Source organism: Pseudarthrobacter sp. MOO14, from assembly GCF_058267675.1.
In genome coordinates this window covers 3,736,982-3,751,091 of record NZ_CM177849.1, presented here as the reverse complement: position 1 = coordinate 3,751,091, position 14,110 = coordinate 3,736,982, and the positions used below count along the sequence as shown (strand labels likewise).

Sequence of the window (14,110 nt, the reverse complement as noted above, 5' to 3'; positions counted from 1 at the left end):
CAGTGAGACCTAAGAACTTTGCGCACGCCACGCCCGGGTTTTTTGCCGGCTTCGGCGTGGCGCGGGCCGGAAGCAGCATATTCCGGCCGTGAAAGCCGCAAAAACAGCGCCACGACGGGGAAAATACCCGCTAAGTGCCAAAATAGCAAGCACCCTTAGTAGGCCACGTGATAAACATCACTCCGCCTGCGGACTGGGGACGCAGCGTCCAGCTGCTGGTGACCCGGGGATGCCAGGATGGCAGGATGAAGCCATGACATCGATCCCCGCCATCACCCTGATGGGCAACCTCCGTTCCGGCAACTCCACGGCACCGCGCCTGACCTGGTACGGGCCGGATTCGGAACGGGTTGAATTGTCGGGCCGGGTCCTGGACAACTGGGTGGCCAAGACCAGCAACCTGCTTCAGGACGAGCTCGACGCGGAGCCGGGCATGCGCCTCGGACTTGCGCTGCCCGCGCACTGGAAGGCCTTGGTCTGGGCGCTGGCCGGCTGGCAGCTTGGCCTGGAAGCAGTGCTCGACGGCGGACCGGCGGACTTTACGGTGACAGCCGCCCCTGGTGAGGCGACAATCGGGCACGGCGCCGTGATCGCCGTCGCGCTGCCCGCCCTCGCCATGCGCTGGCCAGGGGAACTTCCGGGTGGCTGCATCGACTACGCGGCAGAGGTACGGTCCCACGCGGACGTGTTCATGCCGCACACGGATCCTGATCCCTCAGCCCGCGCGCTCCTGACGGGCGACGGGCGCCCGGTGGAGCACAAGGACCTGCTCACGGACTTTGGCGCATCCCATGGGGAAGGCGTCCGCCTCCACATTCCGGCGGGCAACGGCCTCGAGTCAGCGCTGTCCAACGCGCTGGGCGCCTGGCAGCACGGCGGCTCCGTGGTCCTGACCCACCCGGATGTTGAACTCACGGACAAACTGCTGGCCGACGAACGCATCCACGGCAGCTAGCAGGCGCGGGTCCTAGGCCTTCGGGCCACCGTCGACAGGGGCGGAAGCGGGACGTTCGGCGCGCGCGGACTCCCGGTGCGGGTGCGCTTCGATGAGTTCGTGGTCGTGCGAGAACTCCGGCTCCTGGTCCAGCTCCTGGTTGAACACCAGGAAGCGGTACGCGAAGAACCGGACAACAGTGGCGACGAGGATGCCCGCGACCCCTGCCAGGAAGAGCAGGTTCTTGTCGTCGATACCCATCCCGTACTTGGCCAGCGCGGTGAATCCGGTGGAGATCCCGATCCCGATGCCATTGATGATGACGAACATGACGAACTCGCGAAGAACATTGGCCTGGCGCCGGTGCCGGAAAGTCCAGAAACGGTTTGCGATCCACGAGAAGACCGTGGCCACGGTGGCGCCCACGAAGCGCGCCTTCGCTTCGCTGTCCGACATCGGGCCGTGCATCAGGTAGTACGTCAGCCCGTTGTCGATGACGAATGCCACACCGCCCACGGCCCCGAATTTGGCCACTTCCCGCCAGAAGAGCGAGGCAAGCCCCCGGATACGATCTGCAAGTGCGCTAAACATGACCCTCCATGGCCGTCCGAACTGTGGGCCACTCGGCCAAGGACCCATTTTAGCCCCCAAAGCTTTGGACTGGCCCCGGACTGCCCCCGCTGCCGGCCCGCAGCAGAAAATGTCACGCTCCCGCCGGGCCGTAAAAGCGCGATACGGTGCGTCTTCGGTAGGCTGGCATACGTGACTTTTCCAGTAATAGGTGTAGTTGGCGGCGGCCAGCTTGCGCGAATGATGGCCCCTGCCGCTACAGCACTCGGCTTCGAACTCCGTGTCCTCGCCGAAGGCGAGGACGTTTCCGCGGTCTCTGCCGTACCGGCCACGCCGGTGGGCGATTACAAGGACCTGCAGACCCTCCTGGAATTTTCCCGGGGCCTGGACGTGATGACGTTTGACCACGAGCACGTTCCCACGGCGCACCTCAGGGCGCTCCAGGAAGCGGGGGTCAATGTCCAGCCCGGACCGGACGCCCTGGTCCATGCACAGGACAAACTGGTCATGCGCGCAGCCATCGACCGGTTGGAACTGCCCAACCCCGCCTGGGCGTCAGTGGCCAATGTCGCAGACCTGGTCAGCTTCGGCGAGGAAACGGGCTGGCCCGTGGTGCTGAAAATGCCGCGCGGAGGCTACGACGGCAAGGGCGTCCGGATTATTGCCTCCGCAGAGGAAGCTGCCGGCGCCGCCGAATGGTTCGCCGCCATGAGCCCCTTGCTGGCCGAAGCGAAGGTGGAGTTCACCCGCGAACTGTCCGCCCTGGTGGCGCGGACACCTGATGGCGAAGCCCGGGCCTGGCCGGTGGTCCACACCATCCAGGTGGATGGTGTCTGTGACGAGGTGATCGCACCCGCGCTGGACATCCCGCTGGAGGTGGCCGCAGCCGCCGAGGACGCCGCATTGCGTATCGCAGCGGAGCTCAACGTCACCGGCGTCCTTGCTGTTGAACTTTTCGAGACGCCGGGCTCGGGCGCCGGCTTCCTGGTCAACGAACTGGCCATGCGGCCACACAACACCGGCCACTGGACCCAGGATGGCTCCATCACCAGCCAGTTCGAACAGCATCTGCGCGCCGTCCTCAACCTTCCACTCGGCGCCACCGACGCATTGGCCCCCGTCACCGTGATGAAGAATTTCCTGGGCGGGGAAAACCAGGACCTCTTCTCCGCCTACCCGATGGCCCTGGCCAGCGAGCCGGCCGCCAAGGTCCATTGCTACGGCAAATCCGTGCGGCCCGGACGTAAGATCGGCCATGTCAACCTGGTGGGAAGTTCGACGACGGACGTTGACTCGGTCAGGCGCCGGGCAACGGCGGTGGCGGCCATCATCCGTGATGGACGTGCCGGCGCCGAGGAACCATCCCCTATCTTCGAGGAGAACGCATGAGCGCCGAAGCCACCCCAGCCGCCGGTCCCGGTGCCAGCCCCCTGGTGGGCCTGGTCATGGGCTCCGACTCGGACTGGCCCGTCATGGAGGCGGCGGCCGAGGCCCTCGCCGAATTCGGCATCCCGTTCGAAGCTGACGTCGTCTCCGCCCACCGGATGCCGACCGAGATGATCCGCTACGGCCAGACGGCTCACGAGCGGGGGCTGCGCGTCATCATCGCCGGGGCCGGCGGCGCCGCGCACCTGCCGGGCATGCTGGCCAGCGTTACTCCCCTGCCGGTCATCGGCGTCCCCGTCCCGCTCAAGACCCTTGACGGCATGGACTCCCTGCTGTCCATCGTCCAGATGCCCGCGGGTGTGCCGGTGGCAACGGTATCCATCGGCGGTGCACGCAATGCGGGCCTCCTGGCCGTGCGGATGCTTGCCTCCGGTACGGACGAACTCGCTGCGTCACTGCGCGCCGACCTCCTGGATTTCGCTGCCGACCTCAACGCCGTCGCCTCGCGCAAGGGCGCCAACCTGCGGCAGAAAGTCAGCGAAGTCTTCCCTGACGTGTCCGGCTCACTTCGGGGCAGCCGTTAGGGCGGCGGGAATGGCCAGCAGCACGCAGCAGCCGGGCACCGGAGCGATTTTGACTGATCCGGTCCGTTACCCGGCCGGCGCTTCCCCGGCAATCCGCACCAAACGGGCCTTCGTGTTGGTCCTCCTGACGCTGCTGGTACCGGGAAGCGCTCAGCTCGTGGCCGGCGACCGGAAGCTGGGCAGGATCGCGCTGCGCACCACGCTCTGTGTCTGGGCGCTCCTGGCCCTGGCAGTGGTCCTCCTCCTGCTGGACCGGACGCTGGTGATCAACGTGTTCACCAACCCCGTCACGTCACTGGTCCTGGTGATCCTGCTGACGGCCCTGGCTGTTGGCTGGGCCCTGCTGTTCGTCAACACCCTGCGAATCATCCGCCCGGTCCTGCTGGCACCGCAGGCCCGCCCCGCTGTCGGGATCGCCCTGGTGCTGGCCTTGGTCCTTGGCAGCGGGTCCCTGGGCTATGCCGCCTACCTTCTGAACGTGGGCCGTAATGCGATCGGCAGCATTTTCTCGTCCGGGCCCGCCATTGAGCCAGTGGACGGCAGGTACAACTTCCTGATAATGGGCGGCGACGCCGGAGACGACCGCACCGGTCGCCGCCCCGACAGCCTTTCCGTGCTGAGCGTTGACGCCAAGACCGGCCAGACAGCCATCATTTCCATCCCCCGGAACTTCCAAAATGCCCAGTTCAGCGCGAACTCGCCCATGCGCGCCATCTACCCCGACGGCTACGACTGCGGGGACGAATGCCTGATCAACGCCATCAACACCGAGGTCACCAACGAGCACGCCAATCTCTACCCGGGCGTGGCGGACCCTGGGGCGCAGGCCACCCTGGAGGCCGTATCCGGCACGCTTGGCATGGACATCCAGGCCTACGTCCTGGTGGACATGGACGGCTTTTCCAAATTGATCGATGCCATGGGCGGCATCAGGATCAAGGCGGGCGGCTGGGTGCCCATCAGCGGTGAAACCATCGATGAAGCCAACGGCATCCACGGCATGCCCTTGGGCTGGATACCGGCCGGCGACAACACCCTGGACGGCTACCACGCCCTCTGGTACGGGCGGTCACGCGAGTTCGTGGACGACTACGCCCGCATCGCCCGCCAACAGTGCGTGCAGCAGGCCATGCTCAAGCAGCTGGACCCGGCCACCCTGCTGTCCAAATTCGAGGACATTGCCAACGCCGGCACCAAGGTGGTGGAGTCCAACATTTCCTCCACCCAGCTGGGCAGTTTTGTGGACCTGGCCATCAAGGCCAAGGGCAAGGAAGTCAAGCGGCTCACCATCGGGCCGCCGGACTTCGACCCCGCATTCTCCACCAACCCCGATTTCGACCAGATCCACGACCGTGTGGACCAGCTGCTGGCGTCGGCGTCAGGAGCCCAGGCAACAGGGGCGTCCGACGACACGATCAACGCACCGGCAGCCGGTGCCGGGCACGTCCAGGCGGCAGGACCGGCCGGGCTTTCCCGGGCCATGACCGGAGGACTGCCGCAGGAGTCCACGGCGCCGTCGGACTTCACACCGGTGACCACCACCCCCGACGGTGAGCCGATCACGGAGCAGATGCTGGACGATTTCAAGCGCCAGGGCAACGAGCAGGCCATCCGCAACCTCGTGGCCACCAACGGCCAGTGCGCCGCACTGTAGCCGTCCCATCACACCTAGGGAAACGGAACATCCTTGTACGAGATCGAGAACGTCCTTCGGGATTACGCATGGGGCTCGACGACGGCGATCGCCTCGCTGCTCGGCCGCCCCGAATCCGGGCGGCCCGAGGCCGAACTGTGGATCGGCGCGCACCCTGATTCGCCGTCGGTGGCCCACATTTCCGAGGACGGCGGACGACGCCCGCTCGACGACCTGATCGCCACCGACCCTGAGCATTTCCTGGGTGCGGAATCAGTGGCCGCCTTTGGCCCGCGGCTGCCTTTCCTGGCCAAGATCCTGGCCGCAGCCCAGCCGCTGTCCCTCCAGGTCCATCCCAGCCTGGAGCAGGCAAGGGCCGGGTTCGCGCGGGAAAAGGATGCAGGGCTCGACCCCCATGCCGCCAACCGGAACTACAAGGACGACAACCACAAGCCGGAAATGATCTTCGCCCTCACGCCGTTCGAGGCGTTGTGCGGGTTCCGCCCGGCGGCCGAGACCCGGAAGATCCTGGACCACGTTGCCGGGACCTTCCCGTCACCGGATGAGTGCCCTGTCCTGGTGCAGGACCTCTTGTCCGACCTCTCCGCGGAAGATGAAGGCGCCGGCCTGCACGATGCCTTCGAACGGCTCATCACCGGCGGGCAGGCCGTGGCCGAGACTACAGCCCTGGTGGTGGCAGCATTGCTTGCAGGAGCTCCCCTGGCGCCGTACGAGGCCGAGCTCGGAACCGTCATCAGCCTCAATGAGAAGTACCCCGGCGATCCCGGAGTCCTGATCTCGCTGCTGTTGAACAGGATCTCCCTGCAGCCCGGCGAGGCCGTCTACCTGCCGGCAGGAAACGTCCACGCGTACCTCCATGGCCTCGGTGTGGAGGTCATGGCGTCCTCGGACAACGTCCTGCGCGGCGGCCTGACCCCCAAGCACATCGATGTGCCGGAGCTCCTGAAGACCATCGACTTCCACCCGGTGGCCGTTCCGATGCTGCACGCCGGGAGGACCATGATGGACCAGGAGGTGTACCGGCCGCCGTTCGGGGAGTTCCAGCTTCAGCGCATCGAGTTGGGCCCGGACTCCGGCCCCGTCCCGTTGGCCCAGTCCGGCGCCGCCGTGGTCATAGTGGTGGCCGGTGCCGTCTACCTGGACTCACCCAAGGGCGACCTGGAACTGTCCCGCGGTTCCAGCGCGTTCGTGGCCGCTGCCGAGGCCCCGGTCAACGTCCACCGGGCAGCAGGCAGCAGCGAGCCCGCCCTGGCCTTCGCCGTGACTACCGGACTCTAGCGCCGCTTCATCAGCCCCTGCGCCCGGCCCGCCGCGCCCTTGACCAGCCGGCGGGCCGCCTGGAGGCCTTTGCGGGCAAGCGGCATGGCTGTGGAGTAAGCGGGGTAGAACGGCGACAACGGCTTTTCCCAGGTCCCCAGGAGCATGTCCTCATGCTTGGCGAACTGCTTCTTGAAGTCGGAGATGCCGTCGTTGAGGAGGCCGTTGAAGTCATACCGGCTGCAGCCGTCTTCCCGCATCAACTGCAATGCCGCCCACTTGACCCCGTAGTTCACGCGCTGCTTCTGGCCCTCGGCGGACACGCCGCCATAAAGTTCGAACGCGGTGGTGCCGCTGCGGGAAAGCCACGTGAACGCAAGCATCTGTTCGCCGTCGAAGGCTGCGACGATGGGCGAGGCGTCCCCCAGGTTCCGGAAGATGTCGCGATAGTACTGGTCCTCGTGGATGCCGAACCCGGCACGTTCCGCCGTGTCGTGGTAGATCGCTAGCACCTGCTCCAGCTCGGAGTCGTTCTTGACCTTGCGGAATTCCACGTCGCTGCGCATCGCCTTGCGGATGTTGGCCCGCGTTGACTTGGACATCTCCGCCATCAGTTCATCGTCTGACCGGGTGAGGTCCAGGATCAGTGTCCTGGGGATCAGGACGGTGTTGGCCGATTCCCGGAAGCCGGCTGCGGCGACGGCACCGGCGAAGGCAGAGCCGCGGTCCCATTCGGGTTCGATGCTGAGGGCAACGCCGCGGTGCCGAAGGGCTGCGTGCTCGGCCAGCCGGTTGAGCACCTCCTGCGCATTCTCCACGGTGCACATCGGACCGCGCGGGATGTAGACCAGGGCGCGGAAGGGTGCAGGCAGCTTCCGGACCAGGAGCTGGGCACAGCCAATGGTTTCGTCACCGGCCTTGACGAGGACCCGGTCCACGGACCAGCCGTGCATCGCCTTGGTCTCTCCCCAGCCCCACAGCTGCTGCGGGTGGCCCTGGAACCGGTCGACATATTCGTCCCAGAGGGCGCGGTCAATACAGGGCACAACGGCAGGAATCATGGCTTAAACCCTATACCAAGGCGTTAACGCCAAAGCCCCGGCAGCGCGCATGGCGCCCCGGGGCCCTGGTATCCGTTTCCGGATGCGGATCAGCTCTTGCGGGCGTAGCCCTCCCATTTGCTGGCCTGGTGCTCGCCGTCCACGAAGCGGATGGTTCCCGACTTTGAACGCATCACGATGGACTGGGTCAGGACCTTGTCCTTGGAGTAGCGGACGCCCTTGAGCAGGTCTCCGTCGGTGATGCCCGTCGCGGCGAAGTAGCAGTTGTCGCTGGAGACGAGGTCATTGGTGGAAAGCACGCGCTCCAGGTCGTGGCCGGCGTCGATGGCCTTCTGCTTCTCTTCGTCGCTGGTGGGCCAGAGGCGGCCCTGGATGACGCCGCCGAGGGACTTGATGGCGCAGGCGGCCACGATGCCCTCAGGGGTACCGCCGATGCCCATCAGGGCGTCCACGCCAGTGCCGGAGCGGGCCGCCGCGATGGCCCCGGCGACGTCGCCGTCCATGATGAATTTGGTGCGGGCACCGGCTTCGCGGATTTCCTCCACCAGCGGGCGGTGGCGGTCGCGGTCGAGGATCATGACGTTGAGCTGGTTGACCTTCACGCCCTTGGCCTTGGCGATCAGGTGCAGGTTCTGCTTGACCGGCAGGCGGAGGTCCACCATGTCTGCGGCTTCGGGGCCGGTGACGAGCTTTTCCATGTAGAACACGGCGGAGGGGTCGAACATGGAGCCACGCTCGGCGACGGCCAGGACGGCCAGTGCGTTGTTGATGCCCAGGGCGGTCAGCCGTGTTCCATCAATGGGGTCCACGGCCACGTCCACCTCGGGGCCGGTGCCGTCGCCGACGCGTTCGCCGTTGAACAGCATGGGGGCTTCGTCTTTTTCACCTTCGCCGATGACCACAACGCCGTTGAAGTGGACCGTCTGCAGGAAGGAGCGCATGGCATCGACGGCCGCACCGTCAGCGGTGTTCTTGTCGCCGAAGCCAACCCAGTGGCCGCCGGCAATGGCCGCGGCCTCGGTGACGCGGACGAGTTCAAGGGCAAGGTTGCGGTCCGGCTCGTCGTGGCCCACCGCAAGGGACGGTGAAATCGTGGAGTACTTCTGGGTCATGGACGCTGGTGACACGTGAACCTCTTCTTCGAGTGGCGATCATTGAACCCGCTTGCCGGTGCAGCAGAGCGGTGATTCCTCTGGTACCGATCATAGTCGCGGCGCCGCTCGGCGGGCGGCCCATGACGCTGCGGCGCAATGTGCCCGGACATCCGCCTCCGCGGCCTGCTGACCCCCGAATGGAACTACGGCTCCGGGATGGGCGACTATAGAGAAGTGAATGACATGCAGGAAGCCACCAGCCCCAATTCCGGCCAGGCACAGCCCGAAGGCCGGCCCGAGGCAGCAAAGGCCGGTGCGGAAACCCCCGTAAAGCCCGTCATTCCGGCGGCGGCCGCCAAACGGGCCAACGCCTCGGTGATCGGAATGATCATTGCCCTGGTCCTCAGCATTGCCGCGTTCCTGCCCGTGGTCCTCATGAACCCGCAACCGAAAAGTGACGGCTACCGGCCGGACATCGACGTCGCGTCGGTGGCCCGGAACGCCGCGGATGTGGCCGGATTCACACCCGTCGCACCGGATACCGGCAACGCCTTCCGCGCCAACTACGCGCGGTGGGAGGCCGGGACGGGCAGCGGCGTGCCCACGTGGGAAGTCGGCTACCTGACGCCCAAGACCTCATTCATCGCCCTCGTACAGACCAAGAGTTCCAACCCCACCTGGCTCCTCCAGCAGACCAAGAACGCCCCCGTGACGGGTACCCGGAACGCCGGCGGCCAGGACTGGGAGCTGCGTGACACCGGCAAGGGCGAAAAGTCGATGATCCTGAACTACCGGGGCAGCACCGTCATCCTCTCCGGCGCCGCCCAACTGGACGAATTCTCCACGCTGGCGGCCGCCGTCGTGACCTCCCTGGACAGCAGCCCGGCCGTCACAGTTTCACCCTCGGCGGCCCCCACGCCGTAAGGTGGGGCCGTGACGACTAACCTGACCCCTGCACTGGCCTGGCGCCGCCTGCGCGAAGGCAACGAACGTTTCGTAAACGGCGAGTCCTCCCATCCGAACCAGAACGCATCCCGCCGCTCATCGCTGGTGGAGACGCAGAATCCGTTCGCGGTGATCTTCGGCTGCTCCGACTCCCGGCTCGCGGCGGAAATCATCTTCGACGTCGGCCTGGGCGACGTCTTCGTGGTCCGCACCGCCGGCCAAGTGATCGACGACGCCGTCCTGGGCTCCCTGGAGTACAGCGTGGGAGTGCTCAACGTGCCCCTGATTGTCATCCTCGGCCACGACAGCTGCGGCGCCGTGACAGCCACCAAGGACGCCGTGGAGACCGGCGAGATGCCGGCAGGCTTCATCCGCGACCTCGTCGAGCGCATCACGCCCTCTGTCCTGACCTCGCTGCGCAACGACCAGCACGAGGTCAACGACATGGTGGTGGAGCACGTCAAGCAGACCTCGCAGCGCCTGGCGGACAGCTCCCGTGTGATTTCCGACGCAATCGAGGGCGGCCGCACCGCCGTCGTCGGCCTTTCCTACCGCTTGGCGGAAGGCCGCGCTGACCTGGTTTACGGAATCGGCGAGCTGTAGCCACACCGCCAAGGGGGCTGCACGGGACCTCCGTGCGGCCCCCTTAACGGTTTTCGATGGGGCCCCTGATCGCCATAAGCTAGCCCCATGACTTCCACTGAAGAGTTCCGCATTGAACATGACACGATGGGCGAAGTCCGCGTCCCCGTGAACGCACTGTACCGCGCGCAGACGCAGCGGGCAGTGGAGAACTTCCCCATTTCCGGCAAGACCCTGGAACGCACCCACATTGAGGCGCTGGCCCGGGTCAAGAAGGCTGCCGCCCAGGCCAACGCAGAACTGGGCGTGCTCGACGGCGAGCTGGCCAAGGCGATTGCAGACGCTGCCGACGAGGTGGCCGCCGGCAAGTACGACGGCGACTTCCCCATCGATGTTTTCCAGACCGGCTCCGGCACCTCCTCGAACATGAACACCAACGAGGTCCTGGCAGAGCTGGCCACCCGCGCCCTGAAGGCTGCCGGCAGTGACAAGGTGGTCCACCCGAACGACCACGTCAACGCTTCACAGTCCTCCAACGACGTGTTTCCCACCTCGGTCCACGTCGCCGCCACCTCCGCGCTGATCAACGACCTGATCCCCGCACTGGGTTACCTGGCCGAGTCGCTGGAGCGCAAGGCCGTCGAGTTCAAGGACGTGGTCAAGTCCGGCCGCACCCACCTCATGGACGCCACCCCGGTCACCCTGGGCCAGGAGTTCGGCGGCTACGCCGCGCAGGTGCGCTACGGCATCGAGCGGATCAACGCCTCGCTCCCCCGCGTCGCCGAGGTTCCGCTGGGCGGTACCGCCGTGGGGACCGGCATCAACACCCCCGCAGGCTTCCCGGAGCGCGTCATCGAACTGCTCGCCACGGACACCGGCCTGCCGCTGACCGAGGCGCGCGACCACTTCGAAGCACAGGCAAACCGCGACGGCCTGATCGAAGCCTCCAGCCAGCTGCGCAACATCGCCATCTCCTTCATGAAGATCAACAACGACCTCCGCTGGATGGGCTCGGGCCCCAATACCGGCCTCGGCGAAATTGCCATCCCGGACCTGCAGCCGGGCTCCTCCATCATGCCGGGCAAGGTCAACCCGGTCATCTGCGAGGCGTCCATCATGGTGGCAGCCCAGGTCATCGGCAACGACACCGCCATCGCCTGGTCCGGTACCAACGGCGCGTTTGAACTCAACGTGGGCATCCCGGTCATGGCCGCCAACCTGCTTGAGTCCATCCGGCTGCTGGCCAACACCAGCCGGGTCATGGCGGACAAGATGATTGACGGCATCACCGCCAACGTGGAGCGCGCCCGCTTCCTCGCAGAGGCTTCCCCGTCCATCGTCACCCCGCTGAACAAGTACATCGGCTACGAGAACGCCGCCAAGATCGCCAAGACCGCCGTCAAGGAGGGCCTGACCATCCGCCAGGCCACCGAGCAGCTTGGCTTCGTCGGCGACGGCGACGGCAAGGTGTCAGAGGCAGACCTGGACAAGGCCCTGGACGTCACCACCATGACGGCTCCGGCGCACAAGGCATAACCCGCCGCAGCGTCCGACGGCGGCCGGCACCTTTCGCAGGAAAGGTGCCGGCCGCCGTCGTCCGTTTAAGCCCCTGCCGGCTCCCAGCAAAACTTGCACTTGTTTTCACTAAGTGCAAAACTTTACTTTGTGAGTAACAGTGCAACTTCGGATCCCGGACTCCGCGAACGCAAACGGGCCGCCACCCGGCGCGCCATCACCGCCGCTGCCCGCAGCATGACCGCCGAACACGGGCTCAACGGTTACACCGTGGAGGAAGTCTGCGAGGCGGCGGATATCTCACGCCGGACTTTCTTCAACTACTTTCCCACCAAGGAAGACGCCATCATCGGCCACGCGGACGATGACGTCCCGTCGGCGGTCATCGACGAATTCGTGGCCGGCGGTTCGGATTCACCCGCCGGTGCCATCTCACCCACCCTCTTCCGGGACCTTGTCCGGCTCTCCCTGCGCCTGGCCGAGGACATGACGGAGTCCGAGGAAGATACCCGGCAACTGATAGGCGTGGTCCGCAAGGAACCGCAGCTCATCCTCCGCATCATCGGCGTCACCGAGCAGCGGGAAGCCCAGTTCGCCAAGGACGTGGCACGGCGCGAAGGCGTGGCCCCGGACCACCCGGTGGTGCAGATGGCCGTGGTCCTCCTGAGCACCATCGCCCGCAAGAGCAGCATGGCCTATTTCTCCGACGGCAACACACGCCCGTACCGGGACCTGCTCCTGGAGAACATCTCCGCTGCCAGCCTGCTCTTCTCCCAGCCATTCGACATTCCGGACCCCACCGCCGCAGAAGGACAATCATGAGTACCGCCACCACCAAGGCGCCGGCAGGCCCACTCCTGCTGACGCAAAAACGCATCTGGATCATCTTTTCCGCGCTGATCGCCGGAATGCTGTTGTCCAGCCTGGACCAAACCATCGTTTCCACCGCCATGCCCACCATCGTGGGCAAGCTGGGCGGCGTGGAACACCAGGCCTGGATCACCACGGCCTACCTGCTGGCCACCACCATCGTCATGCCCATCTACGGCAAATTCGGGGACATCCTGGGCCGCCGCAACCTGTTTTTGGTGGCCATCGCACTCTTCACCCTCGCGTCCGTGGGCTGCGCACTGGCCACGGATTTCTGGGGCTTCGTCATCTTCCGCGCCATCCAGGGCCTGGGCGGCGGCGGCCTGATGATCCTGTCCCAGGCCATCATCGCCGACATCGTGCCCGCCAAGGAGCGCGGCAAGTACATGGGCCCGCTGGGCGCCATCTTCGGCCTGTCGGCCGTGGCCGGCCCGCTGCTGGGCGGCTTCTTCGTTGACCACCTCACCTGGGAGTGGGCCTTCTACATCAACATTCCGGTGGGCGTTGCCGCGTTCGCCATCGCCTGGTTCGCCCTGACGCTGCCCAACAAGAAGGCCGACAAGCGGATCGACATCCTGGGCGTGGTCCTGCTCTCCGCGGCCACCACCTGCCTGATCTTCTTCACCGACTTCGGCGGCAAGAAGGACGAAGGCTGGGATTCACCCCTCACCTGGGCATTTGGCGCCGGCCTGCTGGTCTCCGCCGCCGCGTTCGTGCTGGTGGAGCGGCGCGCCGAGGATCCGATCATCCCGCTGAGCCTGTTCCGGAACCGGATCTTCATCAACGCCACAGCCATCGGCTTCACCCTTGGCCTTGGCATGTTCTCCGCCATCGCCTTCGTCCCGACGTTCCTGCAGATGTCCTCGGGTACGTCGGCCGCCGAATCCGGGCTGCTGATGCTGCCCATGATGGCCGGCCTCATGGGCACGTCCATCTACTCAGGCATCCGGATCTCCAAGACCGGCAAATACAAGATGTTCCCCATCCTGGGTGCCGCGTTCACCATGGCCGCCATGCTGTGGATGACCACCCTTGCCGCCAGCACCCCCATCTGGGTCATCTGCCTCCAGCTGTTCGTGTTCGGCGCCGGGCTGGGCCTGATCATGCAGGTAGTGGTCCTGGTGGTCCAGAACTCCGTCCCTGCGGACCAGATCGGCACCGCCACCAGCACCAACAACTACTTCCGCGAGGTTGGCGCCGCCATGGGCGTCGCCGTCTTCGGGTCCATCTTCACCACGCGCCTCTCCGAGGCCTTGACCGCTGCCTTCACGGGGGCGGGAGCCTCCGCCGAGCAAGCCGGACAGTCCACCCGGACGCTGGACCCGCAGGCGTTGAGCCAGCTTCCCGCACAGTTGCGCGACGCCATCGTGAACGCCTACGCGGATTCGCTGGCACCCGTGTTCTGGTATCTGCTGCCGTTCATTGCCGTGGCATTGCTGCTGGCCCTGACGCTCAAGCAGATCCCGTTGTCGGATACCGCCGGTATGGTGGCACGCGGCGAGGCAGTCGGCGGGGAGGAAGCAGAACGGCTCGCTGCCGGGCTGCCCGCCAGCTCCGCGGCCCGCGCTGCGGAGGCCGGTGTGGACGAGCATGCCAAGGACGACGACGGCGAGCTGGTCTCCCCGGGCCGCTGACCGTCGACGGAGGCCCGGGGAAGC

At 66.1% G+C, this 14,110-nt stretch carries 13 protein-coding genes; 10 read left to right on the top strand and 3 right to left on the bottom strand.

The window, feature by feature from the left end; genetic code table 11:
* The first annotated feature begins 253 nt into the window (after positions 1–253).
* Positions 254–955 (top strand): TIGR03089 family protein, encoded by a 702-nt coding sequence (locus AC4EEV_RS17375; protein WP_491329578.1) that lies wholly within the window; start codon positions 254–256, stop codon positions 953–955.
* A 12-nt stretch (positions 956–967) separates the two neighbouring features.
* Here AC4EEV_RS17375 and AC4EEV_RS17370 read toward each other — a convergent pair whose 3' ends face one another.
* Complete coding sequence (locus tag AC4EEV_RS17370; RefSeq protein ID WP_018762932.1) at positions 968–1,525, bottom strand: GtrA family protein; 558 nt, start codon at positions 1,523–1,525, stop codon at positions 968–970.
* A 219-nt stretch (positions 1,526–1,744) separates the two neighbouring features.
* On the opposite strand from AC4EEV_RS17370, the gene AC4EEV_RS17365 reads away from it, so the two are divergent.
* Genes AC4EEV_RS17365 through manA form a run of 4 tightly spaced genes read left to right on the top strand, consistent with a single transcriptional unit; the run spans position 1,745 to position 6,406 of the window.
* A complete protein-coding gene (locus tag AC4EEV_RS17365; protein WP_243835491.1) occupies positions 1,745–2,893 on the top strand; it encodes a 5-(carboxyamino)imidazole ribonucleotide synthase in 1,149 nt (382 codons plus the stop codon).
* Positions 2,890–3,474 (top strand): 5-(carboxyamino)imidazole ribonucleotide mutase, encoded by a 585-nt coding sequence (gene purE / locus AC4EEV_RS17360; RefSeq protein WP_018762930.1) that lies wholly within the window; start codon positions 2,890–2,892, stop codon positions 3,472–3,474. The genes AC4EEV_RS17365 and purE overlap by 4 nt, the downstream gene beginning before the upstream one ends.
* Positions 3,475–3,484: 10 nt before the next feature.
* On the top strand, positions 3,485–5,128 hold the full coding sequence (locus AC4EEV_RS17355) for an LCP family protein (protein ID WP_491329577.1): 1,644 nt from the start codon (positions 3,485–3,487) through the stop codon (positions 5,126–5,128).
* 33 nt (positions 5,129–5,161) lie between these two features.
* A complete protein-coding gene (gene manA, locus AC4EEV_RS17350; protein WP_491329576.1) occupies positions 5,162–6,406 on the top strand; it encodes a mannose-6-phosphate isomerase, class I in 1,245 nt (414 codons plus the stop codon).
* Here manA and AC4EEV_RS17345 read toward each other — a convergent pair.
* Positions 6,403–7,446, bottom strand: a complete 1,044-nt coding sequence (locus AC4EEV_RS17345; RefSeq protein ID WP_491329575.1) for a lipid II:glycine glycyltransferase FemX — start codon at positions 7,444–7,446, stop codon at positions 6,403–6,405. The genes manA and AC4EEV_RS17345 overlap by 4 nt on opposite strands.
* A gap of 89 nt (positions 7,447–7,535) precedes the next feature.
* Entirely contained in the window at positions 7,536–8,558 is a 1,023-nt protein-coding gene (glpX, locus tag AC4EEV_RS17340) for a class II fructose-bisphosphatase (protein ID WP_018761877.1), read from the bottom strand.
* A 138-nt stretch (positions 8,559–8,696) separates the two neighbouring features.
* Here glpX and AC4EEV_RS17335 point away from each other — a divergent pair, with 138 nt between their 5' ends.
* The 5 genes from AC4EEV_RS17335 (at position 8,697) to AC4EEV_RS17315 (ending at position 14,086) form a co-directional block, all read left to right on the top strand.
* Positions 8,697–9,464 (top strand): DUF4245 domain-containing protein, encoded by a 768-nt coding sequence (locus tag AC4EEV_RS17335; protein ID WP_240617805.1) that lies wholly within the window; start codon positions 8,697–8,699, stop codon positions 9,462–9,464.
* 9 nt (positions 9,465–9,473) lie between these two features.
* On the top strand, positions 9,474–10,088 hold the full coding sequence (locus AC4EEV_RS17330; RefSeq protein WP_018761879.1) for a carbonic anhydrase: 615 nt from the start codon (positions 9,474–9,476) through the stop codon (positions 10,086–10,088).
* Between the two features lie 87 nt (positions 10,089–10,175).
* Positions 10,176–11,603 carry a class II fumarate hydratase gene (locus AC4EEV_RS17325; RefSeq protein WP_018761880.1) on the top strand — a complete coding sequence of 476 codons (1,428 nt, stop codon included), beginning with the start codon at positions 10,176–10,178 and terminating at the stop codon, positions 11,601–11,603.
* 129 nt (positions 11,604–11,732) lie between these two features.
* Positions 11,733–12,404: a TetR/AcrR family transcriptional regulator gene (locus tag AC4EEV_RS17320; protein ID WP_043424020.1), complete on the top strand. Its 672-nt coding sequence runs from the start codon at positions 11,733–11,735 to the stop codon at positions 12,402–12,404.
* Positions 12,401–14,086 (top strand): MDR family MFS transporter, encoded by a 1,686-nt coding sequence (locus AC4EEV_RS17315; RefSeq protein WP_491329574.1) that lies wholly within the window; start codon positions 12,401–12,403, stop codon positions 14,084–14,086. Before AC4EEV_RS17320 ends, AC4EEV_RS17315 begins: the two co-directional genes overlap by 4 nt.
* Positions 14,087–14,110: the final 24 nt, after the last annotated feature.